Origin of the sequence: Opitutus sp. GAS368, from assembly GCF_900104925.1 — a bacterium.
GTDB lineage: Bacteria > Verrucomicrobiota > Verrucomicrobiia > Opitutales > Opitutaceae > Lacunisphaera.
Genome location: NZ_LT629735.1, coordinates 3,576,594 through 3,595,577, shown reverse-complemented (window position 1 = coordinate 3,595,577; position 18,984 = coordinate 3,576,594). Strand labels below are relative to the sequence as shown.

Genomic DNA, 18,984 nt, shown 5'->3' with positions numbered 1-18,984 from the left:
CGGAGACCGGCCCTCCCCCGGAGTATTGCGAGACTGATGCTCGCGCCTCCAAAATAAAAAGCCCGCGCGGATCGCGCGGGCTGGATGAGCGAAGGGCCCGGTTACTTGGCGGCCTTCTTCTTGTGCTTTTTGTGCTTCTTGTGGGCCCCTTTCTTGCCGCCCTTCTTGGCGACCTTGAGGGTCTTGTGGTGGCCGGTGGCGGGAGCCGTGACCGGCTCGGTGGCGGCCTCGGCGAACAGGCCGGTGGTGGCCAGGGCGAGGAGGACAAAGCAATAGCGCAGGGTGTGTTTCATGGCTTGCAAAATGGATGAAAACAAAGACGGTTCGGCGCCGGCGCGGTTACAAGGCTATTCGCGCCCAAGGCCAGCCAAGCCGCCCGCGGCTGGCAGCTCCCGAAGCCACGCGCCAGGATAGGGCAAGGAGAGCCGAAGGATAGCCATTGGAGAGCCGAAGAGCAGCCCTAGTGGAGCCGAAGGCTCTACGGCGGATCTGAAGCGGAAGTGTGGCCAGAGTGCGGCCAAAGCACGGGGCCAAGCGCCGGCAGCCGGCACTCAGACGGAAGCCAGGAATCGCTGCAGGCGGGCTGTCACGCGCTCCTTGCCCAGCACGCGGAACATGGCGGTGATGCTCGGGCCGGCGTTGGTGCCGGACACCGCCAGTCGTGCCCCGGCCTGGTAGTCGCCGAAGCCGAGGCCCTTGCCTTCGGCGAGAGACTTGATGCCGGCCTCGACCGTCGCATCCGTGGAGAAGTCCATCGCCGGCAGGGCGGCGATCAACTCGGCCAACCGGGCCTTGGGGTCGCCCTTGGCCATGACCTTCTCCTTCACCTTGGCGTCGATCGGGAAATCCTCCGTGAAGAAATAGCCCGTGTAGGCGCCGAGTTCGTCGATCGATTTGATCTTCGGCTGGGCCAGCAACATGATCTCCCGGAAATAGGCCTCGTTGGCCATCACCGCCGCTCCGTTGGGCTGCTGGGCGAAAAAGTTTTTCGCGAGAGCCACGAACCGGTCCGCCGGTTGCTCCAGCAGGTAGGTCATGTTCATGTTCGCGAGCTTCCTGCCGTCGAACTTGGCGTTGGACTGATTCACGGCCGGCAGGTCGAAGAGTTTCACGATCTCCGCAACCGGCATTTTCTCGCGGTCGTCGCCCGGGTTCCAGCCGAGCAGCGACAGGTAGTTCACCAGCGCCTCGGGCAGGAAATGACGCTGCTGGTATTCCTCGATCAGGGCGCCCTTGTCGCGCTTGCTCATTTTCCCCTGCCCCATCTCGGGCGACTTCAGGATGAGCGGGATGTGGGCGAACACCGGCGCCGTGACGCCGAAGCCCTCGTAGAGCCGCACGTGCTTGCTCGTGTTGGACAGGTGGTCCTCGCCGCGGATGATGTGCGAGACCTTCATCTCGATGTCGTCGACGACGTTCACGAAGTGAAACACGGGGTTGCCGTCCGAGCGGAAGATGACGAAATCCTCGTCCTCCTGGCGCTCGACCTTGCCCCGGATCTGGTCGTCGATGACGACCGGCGCGGACTTGACCTTCTCGACCTCTTTCTTGCGGTGGTCGTCGAAGACCTTGTAGCGCTCGCCCAGCAGCTTGAACCAGATGGCGCCGTCCTTCTCGTAGGCCCGGCCGGAATCGAGCAGCTTCTGCTTGTAGCGTTGGTAGATTTCGCCGCGTTGGCTCTGGCGATACGGGCCATAGTTGCCGCGTTCGCCGACGCCGTTCGCGTTCGGGCCCTCGTCCCAGTCCAGGCCCAGCCAGGTCAGGCTGTCGTAGATGAGCTTGAGAAACTGTTCGCTGTTGCGGGCCTGGTCCGTGTCCTCGATCCGCAGGATGAACGTGCCCCCGGTATGCCGGGCGTAGAGCCAGTTGAACAGCGCCGTGCGGGCGCTGCCGATGTGGAAGAAGCCCGTGGGACTGGGCGCGAAACGGACACGAACATTGGACATGAGAGAAACGGCAGCTAGAAGAAAGCCGTGGACCCTGTCAAAGCCTGACCCGGAAGGGAATCCAAGGCAGGTTTAGCCACGAAAAGGCCCAAAAATCGACGGCAGATGCATCGCCCAAGGCGCCTATAGGCGCACGGAAAATCCAGGCAGGCAGGACCAATCAATTTTTGTGCCTCTTTGTGGCAATAAATAACCTGGGCTGGACTTGTTATCCGCCAACATCCGCGCAATCTGCGAAAAATTCCCATGAGTCCTCCCGCCCTGCCGCTCGACCCGGCCGAATTCAGTCCGCGTTTTGCCGCCGCGGCCAAGACCACCGGCTTCGCGGCGCACCAGTATGGGGAGATCAACGGTTACCCGCTTCTCGCCTACACCAAGCGAACGCCGGGCCGCCACCCGCGGGTCTATCTCTCCACCGGCATGCATGGCGACGAGCCCGCACCACCTTGGGCCCTGCTGCGTTTGCTGGAAGCGGGTTTCTTCGACACGCGCTGCACGTGGTTCCTCTGCCCGTTGCTCAATCCCACCGGCTTCACCCGGCGCACGCGCGAAAACTTCGCCGGCGTCGACCTCAACCGCGACTACAAGTCGCTGCGCGCCACCGAGGTCCAGGCCCACGTGACCTGGCTGCAGCGCCAGCCGCGCTTTGACCTCGTCATCTGTGCCCACGAGGATTGGGAGGCGCAGGGTTTTTATCTTTACGAGCTGAACCTCGGCCAGCACCCGACGCTTGCGCCCGCCATGCTCGCCGCCGCGCGGGCGCACAGTCCCATCGAAGCCGCCGCGGTGATCGACGGCCGCGAAATCGCCGAGCCGGGCATCCTCCGGCCGGTGAGCGACCCGCTGCTGCGCGACACGTGGCCCGAGGCCCTTTACCTCGCCTACAAGCACAGCACGCTCGACTACACCATCGAGACCGCCTCGGCCCAACCGCTTGAGCAGCGCATCACGACGCAGGCGGCGGTGCTGCGGGCGGCGATTGAAGAGTTCCTAAGGTAGGGCGGTGACTCCGCTCACCGCCGAGGCGCGGAACGGAGTCCGCGCCCTACCTTGCGACCGGCATCTTCTCCGCCACGAACGCGTCGATCAGGCGCTGCGCCTCGTCGGCCGGCAGGTGCATCCGGCGCTCGCCGAATTTCGCCAGGTCCTCCGGCCACGGCGCCCGCAGCAGGTAATCCAGCCCCGTCGGCCGCAGGTCGATGGCCGCGCAATGCAGCGCCTGGCGCGTGAGCGGCAGCAGTGCCGAGTGGCGCTCGGTCCAGCCCTGCGTCGCAAACTCCAGGTAGAGACCGGGATCGGGCCCGTAGAGCTTGTCCCCCACGACCCGGTGCTGCAGCCACTCCGCATGCGCCCGGATCTGGTGCTTGCGGCCCGTGAGCAATTCCACGCCGGCCAGCGTGAAACCGCCGCGCGCGACCAGCGGATGGAATACGGTCTCGGCTTCCTGCGCGCCCGGCGAACCGGCCGGGACGACCCGCGATTTCACCGTGACGCTGGCCGTCGGGTCCGGCCCGAGCGGCTGGTTGACGGTGACCGGCCCGGCGAGTTCGCCCTCGAGCAGCGTCACGTAAAGTTTGCCGATTTTCCGCTGCAGGACGGCCTTCCCCAGCCGCCCGCCCATGGCCTCCGTCTTCGCCAGGATGATCACCCCGGAAGTCTCCCGATCCAGCCGGTAGATGAAGCGGATGGCATCGGGCTTGAACGCCTCGCGCACCGCCCCGGCCAGGCTCGACCACGGGCCGTTCTTCGATGGATGCACCACGAGCCAGCCGGGCTTGTCGATCACCAGCAGCCGCTCGTCGTCCAGCAGCACCCACCCGGGCAGGGCCCCCGGGTCGACCAAGGGCGGCGTGGCCGGAGGAAATTCGTCGTAGGCACGGGTCATGCTGTTCCGTTCAAAGATTTATTACCGTCATTTATGGCAAGAAGCATTGCAAACCCGGGCAACCCGCGTAGTGATTTGGGCTGTCGAATGAAGCGGTTGTTCCCAGTCAGGCACGCGCCGGTCCCATGGACGGCAGCGACGACAAAAGGAAAACATCGGAAGGCAGATCATTCGCAGCGCATTTTGTATCGTTAACCCATAAGGAGAACCATGAACAAAGCCAACAATCCGCACGAAATCATCGTCTCGGGCATCCATCTCGAACTCACCGCCGGCCTCAAAGCCCACGTCCGGGAGAAGATGGAGCGATTGTTCCGGCACGAGGGACACATTGTGCGGCTGAAGGTCGAGCTGGAGTGCGACGCGAAGCATGATCACGCGCACAAATTCATCGCCAAGGGGCACGTTGTCATCCACGGCCCCGACATCAACGCGACCGTCGAGGCCGACGAGTGCTACAAGGCCATCGACCTGCTCGTCGACAAGCTCGACCAGGGTCTGCGCAAGCGTCACGGCCTGCACAAGGACAAGCGCAACCATCCGCACGCGGTCGAATTTGACGGCGTCGCGCTGCCGAAGGCGATCTGAGCCTCCGCCGGCAATTTTTGTAGGTCGGGCTTTACGCCCGGCATCCAGCCCGCCGCACCGGCGGGCTTTTTCTTTGTAGGGCGAATCCGCCGGATGAGCCGTGCGCGCGGCTCGTCGAGACGACTCGCCCTACCCCGTCCGGCCTAAACTGCCGGAATACAGTTTTCAAATCTCGCCCGGCTGCTTTGCTGGTCCGCAGCCTACCCATGCCCGGAACCCTTCCCCTTTCTGGCCGCAACCTCACGTTAGGGCGCCTCCGCACCGCCCTCGCCGGCGACCAGCGCCTGACCCTCACGCCCGCCGCCCGCACCCGCATCCGCGCCTCGCGCCGGCGGGTGGACCAGCTCCGGCACGACCCGGCGCCGCACTACGGCATCAACACCGGTTTCGGCATTCTCGCCCACCAGCGCGTGCCCGCGGCCGACATCGAGCAGCTCCAGGAAAACCTGATCCTCAGCCACGCCGTTGGCGTCGGCGACGAGGTGCCGGCCGAGATCGTGCGCCTGATGCTGCTCCTCAAGGTCAACGGCCTCGCCGTCGGCCTCTCGGGGGTCACGGAACGTGTCGTTGATTATCTCATCCGCTTCTACAACGCCGACGCCCTGCCCATCGTCTACACCAAGGGCTCGCTCGGCGCCTCGGGCGACCTCGCGCCGCTGGCCCACATGGTCCTGCCTCTGCTCGGCCTCGGCGAGATGGATTACCGGGGCAAGCGCTTGCCCGCGACCAAGGTCCTCAAGCTGCTCGGCCTGAAACCGCTCCGGCTCCAGTCCAAGGAAGGCCTCGGCCTCATCAACGGCACACAGTTCATGTCGGCCTACGCCGTCCACTGCCTGCTGCGCATCCAGAACATCGCCCGCACCGCCGACATCGCCGCGGCGATGACCCTCGAGGCCGCCCGCGGCAGCGCCGCCCCCTATGACGCCCGCATCCACGCCGCGCGGCCGCACCAAGGCCAGATCGACGTGGCGAAGAACCTCCGCCAGCTGCTCAAGGGCTCGAAGATCCTCCCCTCCCACGCCGACTGCGCGAAGGTCCAGGATCCCTACTCGCTCCGCTGTGTGCCGCAGGTCCACGGCGCCGTCCGCCTCGCGATCGAACACGCCCGCGCCGTCGTCGAGACCGAGATCAATTCCGCCACGGACAACCCGCTCGTGTTCGAGAACGGCGACGTCGTCAGCGGCGGCAACTTCCACGGCGAGCCGCTGGCCTTCATCCTCGACTACCTCGCCATCGCCACCGCCGAGATCGCCTCCATCGCCGAGCGGCGCATCTACATGCTGCTCCACGGCGACACCATCGGCGACCTCAAGGTGCCGCGCCTGCTCATGAAGGACACCGGCCTCAACTCCGGCTTCATGATCCCGCAATACACCGCCGCCGCGCTCGTTTCGGAGAACAAGGTCTTCGCCCACCCCGCCTCGGTCGACTCCATCCCCTCCTCGCTCGGTCAGGAGGACCACGTCTCGATGGGCTCGATCAGCGCCACCAAGCTGCTTGAGGTCGTCAAGAACACCGAGACCGTGCTCGCCATCGAGTTCATGTGCTCGGCGCAGGGCCTCGAGTTCCTGCGCCCGCTCCGGTCCGGCCCGGGCGTCGAGGCCGCCTTCGCCGAGGTGCGCCGCTACATCCCCTTCGCCCAGGCCGACCGGCTCTTTCACAACGATGTCCAGACCGCGCTGGCCCTCGTCCGCGGCGAACAGATCGCCGCCGCCGTGCAACGCGCGGCGGGGAAACTTTTCTGATCCTCGACTTTGTCATTCTGAGCGCAGCGAAGAATCCAACATCATGACCGTCTCGCACATCACGCTGGATCCTTCGCTGCGCTCAGGATGACTGGCATCGGGTAAATTCTGCGCATGGCCAAATCCACAATCCGCAATCCGAAGTCCACAATTCCTGTGGTCCGCGCCCCGCGCGGCAATCAACGCACTTGCAGTTCCTGGGCCGCCGAGGCCGCCATGCGGATGCTGATGAACAACCTCGACCCCGAGGTCGCCGAGCGTCCCGCCGATCTCGTGGTCTACGGCGGCCGCGGCAAGGCCGCCCGCAACTGGCCGGCCTTCCACGCCATCATCGCCTCGCTGCAGCAACTGGCGCCCGACGAAACGCTGCTCGTCCAGTCGGGCAAGCCGGTCGGCATCGTCCGCACGCACCCCGACGCCCCACGTGTGCTGCTGGCCAACAGCAATATCGTGCCGCACTGGGCCACGCAGGAGAACTTCGACGACCTGGAAAAACGCGGCCTGATGATGTTCGGCCAGATGACGGCCGGCTCGTGGATCTACATCGGCACACAGGGCATTTTGCAGGGCACCTACGAGACCTTCGCGGAGGCCGGCCGCCAGCATTTCGGCGGCACGCTGGCCGGCCGGCTGTGCGTCACCGCCGGCTGCGGCGGCATGGGCGGCGCCCAGCCGCTCGCCATCACCATGGCCGGCGGCACCTGCCTCATCGCCGACGTCGACCGGTCCCGCCTGCAAAAGCGCGTCCACGACCGCTACCTCGATGAGATCGCGCCCAACCTCGACGCCGCGATCGACCGCGCCGTTGAGTATGCCGCCGAAAAGAAGGCCCTCAGCGTCGGCGTCGTGGCCAACGCCATCGACCTGCTCGAGCGCCTGCTCGTCCGTAAGATCTACGTCGACTCGCTCACCGACCAGACGAGTGCCCACGACCCGCTCGTCGGCTACGTGCCGGCCGGTTACGAGCTCAAGGCCGCCGCCGCGCTGCGCAAGAAGGACCCGAAGAAATACCAGAAGCTCTCGCTCGCCTCGATGGCCCGGCACGTGAAGGCCATGCTCGCGCTCAAGCAGCGCGGCGCGAAGACCTTCGATTACGGCAACAATCTCCGCCAGCACGCCTTCAACCAGGGCGTGAAGCGCGCGTTCGACTTCCCCGGTTTCGTGCCGGCCTACATCCGGCCGCAGTTCTGCCTCGGCCGCGGCCCGTTCCGCTGGGTGGCGCTCTCGGGCGATCCCGCGGACATCGCCGCCACCGACCGTGCTCTGCTGGAGTTGTTTCCCAAGGATGAGGGCCTGCACCGCTGGTTGAAGATGGCCGGCGAACGCGTGGCCTTCCAGGGCCTGCCGGCGCGCATCTGCTGGCTCGGCCTGGGCGAGCGCCATCAGGCGGGCCTGCTTTTCAACCGCATGGTGGCCGACGGCCGCGTGAAGGCGCCGATCGTCATCGGCCGCGACCACCTCGACTGCGGCTCCGTCGCCAGTCCGAACCGCGAGACCGAGGCGATGAAGGACGGCTCCGACGCCATCAGCGACTGGGCGATCCTGAACGCCATGGTCAACATCGCCAGCGGCGCCTCGTGGGTCAGCTTTCACCACGGCGGCGGCGTGGGCATCGGCTACAGCCAGCACGCCGGCCAGGTCATCGTCGCTGACGGCACACCGGAGGCCGCGGTGCGGCTCGAGCGCGTGCTGACCAACGATCCGATGATGGGTGTCTTCCGTCACGCCGACGCCGGCTACGAACTTGCGCAGGACTGCGCCGACCGGCTGAATGTGCCCGTGCCCATGCGCGGGTGGAAAACCCGAAAGAGTTGACCACGGATTACACGGATTAACACGGATGGATATCCCAACCTGTCATTCTGAACGCAGTGAAGAATCCAGAACCGTTTACTCTGGCGGTCATGTCGCTGGATTCCTCGCTGCGCTCAGAATGACTGGGAAAAGAATTTATCCGTGTGAATCCGTGAAATCCGTGGTTAAAAAGCCCCAGTGATTATCCCCAACACCTCCGCCCCGCCCTGGCCCGGTGACACCGCCGCGGGGCGTTTTGCGTCCACCATCCGCACCGACTCATCCGACGGCTGCGCCATCGCCCTGCTCGGCCTGCCCGACGACACCGGCGTCCGCATGAACAACGGCCGGACCGGCGCCGCCGGCGGCCCCAAGGCTTTCCGCGCCGCCTTGGCGAACTTCGGCGCGGCGGATTCCGCCACGGGCCCGCTGCCGCTGGTCTTCGACGCCGGCGACGTCATGCCGACGGGTTCGCTCGAGAAAACCCACGAGCGGGTCACTGAGGTGACTGCTTCCCTGCTTGAGCGCGGGCTGCTGCCCATCGCCATCGGCGGCGGGCACGATCTGACCTTCCCGTTTGTCCGCGCTGTCGCCGCCAAGCACCCGAAGCTCGTGGGCGTCTACTTCGACGCCCACCTCGACGTGCGTGAAACCGCTGGCTCCGGCATGCCCTTCCGCAGACTGGTCGAGGACTGCGGAGTCAGCGCCCTGCACCTGCATGGCTTCCGGCCGCTGGTGAATTCGCGCGAACACCTCGAGTGGTTCCGCGCCCACGGCGGGCGCACGCATCCCGAGAACGCCAAGGTCGCCTTGCCGAAGGCGAAGGACCTGTTTGTCAGTTTCGACCTCGATGTCCTCGACGCCGCCCACGCCCCGGGCGTCAGTGCCATGAACCCCGCCGGCTGGGCCGTCCGCGAGGCCGAGGCCTGGGTGCGCGCTTGCGGCGCCGACCCGCGCGTGCGTTGCTTCGACCTCATGGAGTTGAACCCCGCCCACGATCCCGACGGACGCACCGCCCGCGTCGCCGCCCACCTATTTCTCACCTTCCTCGCAGGGTTCACTCAACGGAAACCCTGAAGCAGGATTTATGGCCGCAAAGAGGCGCAAAAAAACAATCTCGCAGCGTTGCCTTTCTGTGGCGCCTATAGGCGCGCTAACCACATGACCGAAGCGGACAAATCCCTTGCGCCTTTTTGCGGCTAACCCTGCCTTTCTCTGATGTCTCTTCTCATCCGCAACGCCCGCATCCTGACCCTCGGCAACGGCAGCCGCCCGCGTCGCGGCAAGGAACTGGGCGACCTGGGCCTCATTCCCGCCGGCGAGGTGCTCGTGGCCGATGGCAAGATCGCCGCGGTCGGCGCCAAGGTGGAGGCCCCGGCCGATGCCGAGATCATCGACGCCCTCGGCCGCGTAGTGATGCCGGGTTTCGTGGACTGTCACACCCATGCCTGCTGGGCCGGCGACCGGCTCGACGAATGGGAGATGAAACTCCGCGGCGTGCCTTACCTGGAGATTCTCAAGAAGGGCGGCGGCATCCACGCCACCGTCAAGGCCGTGCGCGAGGCGACGCAGAAGCAGCTGGCCGCCAGCCTGCGCGACCGGCTCGGGGCCATGCTGCGCGAGGGCACGACCACCGTGGAGGTGAAGAGCGGCTATGGCCTGAACACCGAGAACGAGATGAAGATGCTGCGCGCCATCCGCCGGGCCGCCGCCGAGTGGCCGGGCACCGTCGTCGCGACCGCGCTTATCGGCCACGCCTTCGAGGGCGACCTCGATGAATACGCCCGGATGGTCGTGAAGGACATGCTGCCCGAGGTGTCGCGCGAATTTCCCGACATCGCGGTGGACGCCTATTGCGAGGAAGGCGCGTGGTCGGTCGACGCCTGCGTGAAACTCTTCGAGAAGGCCCGCAAGCATCACCCGATCCGCGTCCACGCCGACCAGTTCAATTCCCTCGGCATGATCCCCGAGGCCATCCGCCTCCATGCCCGCAGCGTCGACCACCTCGAGGCCTCGACGAAGAAAGACCTGATCGCGCTCGCCCAGTCGCCGACCTGCGGCGTCATCCTGCCCTGCACCGGCCTGCACACCGACCAGCGCTTCATGCGTTCGCGCGTGTTTGTTGATCAAGGCGGCGCGCTGGCGCTGGCCACAAATTGCAATCCCGGCACCTCACCGAGTCTCTCCATCCCGCTGGCCATCGCGCTGGCGGTCCGCTTCTGCGGCCTGACCCCCGCCGAGGCCATCGTGGCCGCAACCGTCAACGCCGCCGCGGTGCTGGGTTTCACGGACCGCGGCAACATCGCCGCCGGCCAGCGCGCCGACCTGCTCCTGCTCCGCCACAAGGACGAGCGCGCCCTGGCCTACGAACTCGGCGGTAACCCGGTGGACATGGTCATCTGCAACGGGCAGGTTGTCCGCTAGTAGTCCTGTGCTTGCGGTAGGGCGCACCGGCCCGGTGCGCCGCGGCGGAGCGGACCGCTCCGCCCTACCCAAAACAAAACCGCCGAACCCGTTTAGGATCCGGCGGTTGGAAAGTGGTGCGGGCATAGGGAGTCGAACCCCAAACCTCCAGATTCGTAGTCTGGCGCTCTATCCAGTTGAGCTATGCCCGCACAAAGGAAGGGCGAATAAGTGAACTTCCGGCAGCGACTTCAAGCAGAATTTTGTTCGCACTAAACCGCGGGCGGGGTCGCCCGCGCTCCAGTTTCTGGAGCCACAGCGACCTCGCTGTGGATGGGTTGTCACCCTCCGGCCAGCCGCCAGTCCAGCAGTTCCATCTGCAGGATCTTGCGGCCATTGTAGTGATTCCAGTTCAGCTGCACGGCCATCTCCAGCGGCACCCCCACCGGCGGCAGGCGGTCGGCCAGTTTCCACGCCACGCCGCTGACCCGGCGGCCGGCCGCGTCCTCGCCGGCGAAGCGGAAATGCTGCTCCTTGAAGACATCCGGCCGGTTGCGCAGCCGCACGCCGCGCACGCCGAAAACCGGTTCGGGGTTGCCCATGCCGAAGGGCTGCATCTGCTCCAGCTCGCCCATCAGCTGTTCGTTCAGCTCCGTCGCGTCGATCCAGCCGGAAAGTTCCAGACCGGGCTCGATGGCGTCGCCGTCCCGGCCTTTCCGGATGACCTCGTCAAACATCGCGCGAAATTCGTCCAGGCGGGGCTTCTTCAGGGAGACACCGACGGCCATCGGGTGACCGCCCCAGCTCTCGAGGCAGGCCGAGCAGGCCCCGAGGATCTCGACCAGGTTGAAACCGTTGAGCCCGCGCCCGGAACCCTTGGCCAGCTCGCCCTCGTTGCCGAGCACGATGGTCGGCCGGTTGTATTTCCGCGAGATGCGGCCGGCCACGATGCCGACCACGCCGGGGTGCCACGCCTCGTCGAACAGCACGAGTCCGTTTGCGGCGGAGAAATGTTCCTCGACATAACGCTCGGCGCGCTCGGTGATCTCGCGCTCGATGTCCTGCCGCTCGCGGTTGAGGTCGTCGAGCCGGCGGGCGGTGTTGTCGGAGAAAACCCGGTCCTCGCTGAGCAACAGGTCGACGGACAGCGCCGCGTCGGCGAGCCGGCCGCTGGCGTTGATGCGCGGCCCGAGGCGGAAGGAAATGTCGCTCGGCACGAGGCCCTGCTCGCGCTTGAGGCCGGAGACCTGCATGAGGGCCAGCAGCCCGGGGCGGCGGGTCTCGGCGAGCACGCGCAGGCCGTGGCGGGCAAAGACGCGGTTCTCGCCCTGCAGCGTCACGAGATCGGCGATCGTGCCCATCGCCACGAGGTCGAGGTAGTCCTTGAGCACGATGGTCAGCGCCACGGGGTGGTTCTCGGCCCGGAGCTTCTTCAGGAGGCCGTGCGCCAGCTTGAACACCAGGCCGACGGTGCAGAGGTAGCGCCAGCCATCGTCGCCGGCGGTGGGGTTGACGTGCGGGTTGACCAGCAGCGCCCCGGTGGCGGCGGGCTCGGTCGAGCGGTGATGGTCGACGATGATGACGTCGATGCCCCGGGCGCGCAGGTGGGCGACCTCCTCGTGCGAGTTGGTGCCGCAATCCAGCGCGATGAACAGGTCGGGCTTGCCCCGCTCCAGCGCGCGCTCGATCGAGATGCGGGAGAGACCGTAGCCCTCCTCCAGCCGGCGCGGCACGACGTAGGTGGGCTCGAGGCCGAGCCGGCGCAGCAGGCTGACCAGGATCGTGGTGCTGCACACGCCGTCCACATCGTAGTCGCCGAGCACGATGACGCGCTCCCTGCCGCGCAGGGCGCGCAGCAGGCGGTCCACCGCGGCCTCGAGGTTCACCAGCTGGAAGGGATCGCCCAGGGTCGCCAGCGCCGGCTGCAGGAAACGCGCGGCGGCGGCGGGCTCCGCCTGGCCGGCGCGCAGCAGGAGCTCCGCGACCACGGGCGTCGTGCCCGCGGCGTGCGCGAGGTCAGCCACGCTCTCCGCATGGACCGGCGTGTAATTCCAGCGCATGGAAGTTTGTCTTTTAGGTGGAGCCGGCTGACCTCAGCCGGCTGAACGCGTCGGGGGCAACGCGTTCCACCTTATTCCGAGGCGCGGGAGGAGCCGGCCCACTCGTATTTGGGCGCGATGTCCTGGTGGGCCTCGACGTGCTTCCGGTCGCCCTTGTGCCAGAGGTAGAAGATCTGGGCGGCGATGAAGATGGCCGAGAAGGTCGAGGTGACGATGCCGACGAGGAAGGTGAAGGCGATGTCGTGCAGCTGGCCGCCGCCGAAGATGAAGAGGGCCAGCGCTGCGAGGAAGGTGGTCGTCGCCGTCATGATCGTGCGGGCAAAGACCTTCCGGATGGCGTTGTTGATGACGTCGCGCAGCTTGCCGGCGGGGTCGAGCTTGAGCTCCTCCCGGATGCGGTCGAAGACGACGACGGTCTCGTTGATGGAATAGCCGGCGACGCAGAGGATGGCCGCGACCATGGGCGCGGAGAACTGGTGGCCGAACATCACGAAGATGCCGATGTTCATCAGGATGTCGTGCAGCGTGGCCGCCATGGCGCCGACGCCGAAGCCGAACTCGAAGCGGAACGCGATGTAGACCAGGATGGCCAGCATGGAGAGGCCGACGGCCAGCACGGCGTTCCACTTGATCTCCTTGCCGATGGTGGCGCCAATCTGACTGGTGCCGACCTTGACCAGGCCCGCGCCCGGGTAGGCCTGCTGCAACGCGGTGAAGAGGGTCCCGGACTTGCCGTAGGCGGTCTCGAGCTTGAGCTGCTCCTTGCCGCTGCCCAGGTCGCTGACGTAGGTCGGGTTGACCTCGCCCGCCCCGCTGCTCTGGGCGATCTCGCGGATCTTCGCGCTGTCGATCTTGGTCGTGAAGGTGGCCGTGACCTGGTCGCCGCCGGCGAAGTCGATGCCGTAGATCTTGTCACCCTGGAAAAGCACATAGCCGAAGCTGATGATCACGAGCGCCACCGAGGCGTAGGCGCAGGGCTTGCCGAGCTTGACGAAGTCGACGTTGAGGTCGCCCAGCATGCGGCGCATCGTCATCTTCTTCAGCCAGCCGGACTCCGTCAGCATCTCCATGAGCATGTGACCGGTGATGAGCACCGAGATCAGGGTGGAGATGACGCCGATGAGGAGGGTGAAGCCGAAGCCCTTGATCGGGCCCTGGCCCTTCCAGATCATGATGCCGCAGATGATGAGCTGCACCAGGTGGGCGTCGAGGATGGTGGTGAGCGCCTTGGTGAAGCCGCCCTGGTTGGCGCTGACGAGGTTCTTGCCGAGGGCGATCTCCTCGCGCATGCGCTCGAAGATGAGGATGTTCGCGTCCACCGCCATGCCGATGGTCAGCACGATGCCCGCGAGGCCGGGCAGCGTCATGGTGGCGCCGATGCTGGCCATGACGCCGAGGATGATGGTGATGTTGACCACGAGCGAGGCGACGGCCACGAGGCCGCCGGTGGCGTAGAAGGTGATCATGAACGCGGCCACCGCGGCGGTGCCGATGATGGTGGCGCGCACGCCGCTCGAGATGGCGTCGGTGGCGAGGGACGGCCCGACCTCATACTGCTCCTTGATCTGGAGCGGCAGGTCGAGCGGGTTGTTCAGCACCGTGGAGAGGTCCTGCGCCTCCAGCCGGGTGAACGAGCCGGAAATCTCGGCGCTGCCGCCGGAGATTTCCTTTTCCACGCCGGGCGCCGAGTAGAGCTTGCCGTCCAGCACGATGGCGAGACGGGCCCGGCGGCCGGTGCGCTGGCCTTCCTCGGCGATGGCGCGGGTGACGTCGGCGAACTGCTTGCTGCCGGCGCTGGTGAACTTGAGGATGATGCGGAAGCGGCCGAACTCATCCATGGTCGGATAGGAGTCGGCGATCCCCTCGCCCGTCATCTCCGGGCGGGTCTTGACGTAGAGCTCCTCGGTGTAGCCCGGCATGCCGGGACGGCTTTCCTGCACGAGGGTCAGGCGATCGTAGCCCGGGGGCGCCTCCGCCGGCGGGGCGATGGTGGCATGCACCATGCGGAAATCGAGGCGGGCCGGCCGCACGAGCGTGGTGGCCATCTCGGGGTTGTCCTTGGTCGACACGCCGGGCAGCTGGATCTCGATGCGGTTGTCGCCGATCGGGCGGATGATGGGTTCGGTGACGCCCAGGCTGTTGATGCGGCCGCCGATGATCTCCACGGCCTTGCTCAGCTTCTGCCCGCGGCTTTGCTCGCTTTCCGCGTTCATGACCTTGGGGTCCGCCTCGAGGGTGAACGCCACGCCGCCCTTCAGGTCGAGGCCGAGCTGCAGCTTGCCCTTGGAGAGACGGAGCAGCTCGTCGAGCAGCAGGTTGTTGCGCTTCTCGATGTTCGTCATGGACGACTCGAGCTTGATCTGGGGAAAGAACTGCGAGAGGTCGAGGTTCTGCTCCTGGCCGAGCTGCTTGAGCGCCACGTAGACGCTGGGGGCGCGGCGGGATTGGACGCGGGTGGAGACCTCGCCCATGAGCTTGGCGAACTCGGCGGGCTTGGCGGCGGCCGAAGCCTTGACGTAGTCGCCGAAGGGCTGGTCCTTCAGCGGCATGAGGGTGAACACGGCCCACAACACGAGGGTGGCGGACAGGATCAGTTTCCAGAGATGACGACGGAGCATGGGTATTTGGTTGTTAAATTGGGCCGGGCGGCGGGGGTGGGCCTTGGGGTGGAACCCGGCCTCTGGCCGGGTTGGTCGGACGGGGGGCCGCGGACGCTCAGGCGGCGTCGGTCTTTTTCACGACGGTGCTGATGAAGCCCTTGCCCACCTCGACCTTGGCGTTGTTGTCGCCGATGCGGATGACAAACCGGTCTTCCTTGACGCTCGTGATGGTGCCGTAGATGCCGCCGGCCGTGACCACCTCGTCACCGGATTTCAACTCGGTCAGCATCTTCTCGTGCTCCTTCCGTTTCTTGTTTTGCGGCGCGATCATGAAAAAATAGAGCGCCACCATCAGCAAACCATAGCCCACCAGCATGAAGGTGGGGCTGCCGCCGGAACCGGCAGGCGAGGCGGGAGAGGCTTGGGCGAGGAACAGGTATAACTTAGTCATTGCGTCTTCGGGTGTTTTGAAAAATTGAAAAGGGCGAATAAGCCCAGCCGCATATCAAAAAGCAAGCCTAACCCCCACCTTTCCGCTCCCGCAAATTGAAGACCAAATCCGCATCCAACTGGTCGGCCGCGCAGTCCGAGGAACACTATGGTTTTAAGCGCTGGGGCGCCAATCACTTCTCGGTGGATTCCGAGGGATTTGTGCAGGTCCAGCCCCTCGCCGACGACCGGAACATCCGCCTGATGGACGTGATTGACGAGGCCAAAAGCATGGGCCTCAAGGCCCCGCTGGTCATCCGCCTCCAGGATACGCTCCGCTACCGGGTCACCCAGATCAACCAGGCCTTCCACAAGGCCATCAAGGAAGAGGGCTACAAGGGCGAATACCGCGGCGTGTTCCCCATCAAGGTCAACCAGCTCCGCGAGGTGGTCGACGAGATCGTCGCCGCCGGCAAGGACTTCAACTACGGCCTCGAGGCCGGCTCCAAGCCCGAGCTGATGATCGCCCTGGCCATGCACGAGGGCGCCCAGCGCCTCATCATCTGCAACGGCTACAAGGACCACGATTACATGCGCCTCGCCCTCCTCGGCCGCAAGCTGGGCAAGCGCATCATCATCGTCATCGAGCAGCTCTCCGAGGTCGACAGCATCATCGAGATCTCGAAGGAGACCGGCGTGAAGCCCCTGATCGGCTTCCGCGTGAAGCTCCAGACCCGCGGCGAGGGCAAGTGGGCCATGTCCACCGGCGACAACGCCAAGTTCGGCCTCAACACCGCCGAGATCCTCTTCGCCGTCGAGAAACTCAAGGCCGCCAAGATGCAGGCCTGCCTCAAGCTCGTCCATTTCCACATCGGCTCGCAGGTCCCGAACATCATCACGATCAAGGCCGCGGTCACGGAGGCCGCGCGCTTTTACTGCCAGCTCGCCAAGATGGGCTTCCCCATGGGCTACCTCGATGTCGGCGGCGGCCTCGGCATCGACTACGATGGCTCGCGCACGAATTTCGAGTCCTCGATGAACTACACGCTCGGCGAATACGCCCGCGACGTCGTCTTCAACATCCGCGAGATCTGCGAGGCCTCGGGCGTCAAGGTGCCCGACATCGTCACCGAGTCCGGCCGCGCCGTCGCCGCCCCCCACTCCATGCTGGTCGTCGAGGTCTTCGAGCGCATCAACAAGCACGAGTCCCTCGGCAAGCAGCACCAGCCCAAGGCGCGCCACAAGATCGTCGACGACCTCGCCATCCTGCTCAACAACAAGGCCAAGCTCGGCCGCCTCGAACGCTTCCACGACGCGCTCCAGAAGAAGGAGGAGGCCTTCTCGCTCTTCAACCTCGGCTACCTCGACCTCGAGAACCGCGCCGCCGCCGAGCAGATCTTCTGGCAGATCTGCGAGAAGATCGACCTCGAGGGCACCAAATCCGGCTACCAGCCGGAGGAGCTCCACGACCTCAAGAAGCTTCTCGCCGACCAATACGTCTGCAATTTCTCCGTCTTCCAGTCCCTCCTCGACAGCTGGGCGCTCAAGCAGCTCTTCCCCATCACGCCGCTGCACCGGCTCAAGGAAAAGCCCACCGTCAACGCCATCCTCGTCGACATCACCTGCGACTCCGACGGCAAGGTCGGCAGCTTCATCGACCTGCAGGACGTGAAGGACTACATCACGCTGCACCCGCTCCGCCACGGCGAGCCCTACTACCTCGGCATCTACCTGACCGGCGCCTACCAGGACATCATGGGCGACCTGCACAACCTCTTCGGCCGCGTCAACGAGGTGCACGTGTTCCTCGAGGACGACGAACCCAACGGCTTCTACATCGAGGAGGCGCTGGCCGGCTCCCGCATCGCCGACGTCATCGAGGGGGTGCAATACCAGTGGGAGGAGCTCTGCCGCCGCATCAAGCAGCAGATCGACCACGCCACGAAGAAGGACCTCATCAAGCCCCGCGAGGGCGTGCGGCTCGTGGAGTTCTACGAATCCCAGATGCTCGCCAAGACCTACCTCAACATCGAGCAGAACGGGGCCAAGAAACGGTAGAGCTCTTTCTCCCTGTAGGGTCGGCGCTCGTCGCCGGACCGGGATTTGAGATCCCCTCTATGAAGAGGGGACCAATCGGCCATCCGCTTAACGATACCGGCAAAAGCGCGGTTGGCGTATCCCTCAAAAGAGGGGGGTAATGATTATTAATTTGGCTCGGTGTGTCTCCCGGGACTAAAGAACCCCGCCGTGCCCACCCCGCTCCACCGCCTCGGTCTCGTTTCCTTCGCCGCGCTCGCCGCCAGCCTGGCTTTGAATCTCTGGGCCGCCGAGCGGCCGCTGGCCGAGGTCATCAACTCCGCCCTCGCCACCTCGGCGAGGCAATACGAGTGGATGCTCGCCCACTTGCCGGACAATGCCGCCAGGCCGATGCCGCGCACCGTCGAGCAGGGCAAGCTGGTGACCATCTCCACCCGCGACTGGACCAGCGGTTTCTTCCCCGGCTCGATGTGGTATCTCTTCGAGGCCACCGGCGACGCCCGGTGGCGCGCCTCCGCGGAGAAGTTCACCGCCCTCCTCGCGCCCGAGCAGCACAACACCAAGACCCACGACGTCGGCTTCATCCTGTATTGCAGCTATGGCAACGGCCTGCGCCTGACGGGCAATGCCGCCTACAAGCCGGTCCTGCTCAACGGCGCGCAGTCGCTCAGCACCCGCTTCAACCCGACCGTCGGCTGCCTGCAATCCTGGGACGCGCGCAACGGCTGGGACTTCCCCGTCATCATCGACAACATGATGAACCTCGAGCTCCTGCTCTGGGCCGCCCGCGAGGGCCCGGCCGGGCGCTATCGCGACATCGCCATCCGCCACGCCGACACGACGCTCAAGAACCACTTTCGCGCGGACGGCAGCTCCTTTCACGTCGTCGCCTACGATCCCAAGGACGGTCACGTCGAAGCCCGCGTGACGCACCAGGGCGCGGCCGATGACTCGGCCTGGGCCCGCGGCCAGGCCTGGGGGCTTTACGGCTACACGGTGATGTATCGCGAGACCAAAGACCCGCGCTACCTCGCCCACGCGCGGAAGATCGCGGCGTTCATCATGCACCATCCGCGCCTGCCCGCCGACAAGGTGCCCTACTGGGACTTCGACGCACCCGGCATCCCCGACGTCCCGCGCGACGCTTCCGCCGCCGCCATCATGAGCTCGGCGCTGTTTGAACTCTGCACCTACGTGCAAGGGGACGCCGCGGCGGAATACCGCGCCTTTGCCGAAGCGCAGCTGCGCAGCCTCGCCTCGCCGGCCTATCTCGCCGAACCGGGCACGAACGGCGGCTTCCTGCTGAAACATTCCACCGGCCACAAGCCGAAGGACAGCGAGGTGGATGGACCCATCAATTACGCGGACTATTACTTCCTCGAGGCCCTCTTGCGGGCCCGCAGGAAGCCGTAAATGTAGGGCGGGATCACCGTATCCCGCCTTCGGGCGAGCGTGCTATCATTTTCAAGACGGGATACGGTGATCCCGCCCTACAAT

Annotated in this window: 14 protein-coding genes and 1 tRNA gene; 8 read left to right on the top strand and 7 right to left on the bottom strand. The window is 65.7% G+C overall.

Annotated elements, in window-relative coordinates; all coding sequences use genetic code 11:
- Positions 1-101: 101 nt before the first annotated feature.
- Positions 102-293 (bottom strand): hypothetical protein, encoded by a 192-nt coding sequence (locus tag BLU29_RS15260; RefSeq protein ID WP_091059695.1) that lies wholly within the window; start codon positions 291-293, stop codon positions 102-104.
- A gap of 258 nt (positions 294-551) precedes the next feature.
- Positions 552-1,946, bottom strand: coding sequence for a glutamate--tRNA ligase family protein (locus BLU29_RS15255; protein ID WP_091059692.1), 1,395 nt, complete (start codon positions 1,944-1,946; stop codon positions 552-554).
- A 246-nt stretch (positions 1,947-2,192) separates the two neighbouring features.
- On the opposite strand from BLU29_RS15255, the gene BLU29_RS15250 reads away from it, so the two are divergent.
- The gene (locus BLU29_RS15250; RefSeq protein WP_091059691.1) at positions 2,193-2,945 is read left to right on the top strand and encodes a M14 family metallocarboxypeptidase; all 753 of its coding nucleotides are present in this window, start codon (positions 2,193-2,195) and stop codon (positions 2,943-2,945) included.
- Positions 2,946-2,991: 46 nt separating this feature from the next.
- Here the strand turns inward: BLU29_RS15250 and BLU29_RS15245 are convergent, their stop codons facing one another.
- Complete coding sequence (locus tag BLU29_RS15245; RefSeq protein WP_091059688.1) at positions 2,992-3,831, bottom strand: pseudouridine synthase; 840 nt, start codon at positions 3,829-3,831, stop codon at positions 2,992-2,994.
- A gap of 210 nt (positions 3,832-4,041) precedes the next feature.
- Between BLU29_RS15245 and raiA the strand changes: the two genes are divergently transcribed.
- The 5 genes from raiA to hutI all read left to right on the top strand — a co-directional run bounded on the left by raiA (position 4,042) and on the right by hutI (position 10,382).
- Entirely contained in the window at positions 4,042-4,419 is a 378-nt protein-coding gene (raiA, locus tag BLU29_RS15240; RefSeq protein WP_091059685.1) for a ribosome-associated translation inhibitor RaiA, read from the top strand.
- Positions 4,420-4,625: 206 nt separating this feature from the next.
- The gene (hutH, locus tag BLU29_RS15235; protein ID WP_091059682.1) at positions 4,626-6,164 is read left to right on the top strand and encodes a histidine ammonia-lyase; all 1,539 of its coding nucleotides are present in this window, start codon (positions 4,626-4,628) and stop codon (positions 6,162-6,164) included.
- A gap of 114 nt (positions 6,165-6,278) precedes the next feature.
- Positions 6,279-7,979 carry a urocanate hydratase gene (gene hutU, locus BLU29_RS15230; protein ID WP_091059679.1) on the top strand — a complete coding sequence of 567 codons (1,701 nt, stop codon included), beginning with the start codon at positions 6,279-6,281 and terminating at the stop codon, positions 7,977-7,979.
- A gap of 177 nt (positions 7,980-8,156) precedes the next feature.
- A complete protein-coding gene (locus BLU29_RS15225; RefSeq protein WP_091059676.1) occupies positions 8,157-9,035 on the top strand; it encodes a formimidoylglutamase in 879 nt (292 codons plus the stop codon).
- Positions 9,036-9,176: 141 nt separating this feature from the next.
- On the top strand, positions 9,177-10,382 hold the full coding sequence (gene hutI, locus BLU29_RS15220; protein ID WP_091059674.1) for an imidazolonepropionase: 1,206 nt from the start codon (positions 9,177-9,179) through the stop codon (positions 10,380-10,382).
- 114 nt (positions 10,383-10,496) lie between these two features.
- Here the strand turns inward: hutI and BLU29_RS15215 are convergent.
- The 4 genes from BLU29_RS15215 to yajC form a co-directional block, all read right to left on the bottom strand.
- Positions 10,497-10,573 (bottom strand) — tRNA-Arg (locus BLU29_RS15215).
- A gap of 129 nt (positions 10,574-10,702) precedes the next feature.
- Positions 10,703-12,421: a single-stranded-DNA-specific exonuclease RecJ gene (recJ, locus tag BLU29_RS15210; RefSeq protein WP_091059671.1), complete on the bottom strand. Its 1,719-nt coding sequence runs from the start codon at positions 12,419-12,421 to the stop codon at positions 10,703-10,705.
- Positions 12,422-12,492: 71 nt separating this feature from the next.
- Positions 12,493-15,039, bottom strand: coding sequence for a protein translocase subunit SecD (gene secD, locus BLU29_RS15205; RefSeq protein WP_091059668.1), 2,547 nt, complete (start codon positions 15,037-15,039; stop codon positions 12,493-12,495).
- A gap of 97 nt (positions 15,040-15,136) precedes the next feature.
- A complete protein-coding gene (gene yajC, locus BLU29_RS15200; protein ID WP_091059665.1) occupies positions 15,137-15,472 on the bottom strand; it encodes a preprotein translocase subunit YajC in 336 nt (111 codons plus the stop codon).
- Between the two features lie 95 nt (positions 15,473-15,567).
- Here yajC and speA point away from each other — a divergent pair, with 95 nt between their 5' ends.
- Together speA and BLU29_RS15190 are read left to right on the top strand one after the other, a co-directional pair.
- Positions 15,568-17,508 carry a biosynthetic arginine decarboxylase gene (gene speA / locus BLU29_RS15195; RefSeq protein ID WP_091059662.1) on the top strand — a complete coding sequence of 647 codons (1,941 nt, stop codon included), beginning with the start codon at positions 15,568-15,570 and terminating at the stop codon, positions 17,506-17,508.
- A 189-nt stretch (positions 17,509-17,697) separates the two neighbouring features.
- Entirely contained in the window at positions 17,698-18,900 is a 1,203-nt protein-coding gene (locus tag BLU29_RS15190; protein WP_172830283.1) for a glycoside hydrolase family 88 protein, read from the top strand.
- The last annotated feature ends 84 nt before the right edge of the window (positions 18,901-18,984 follow it).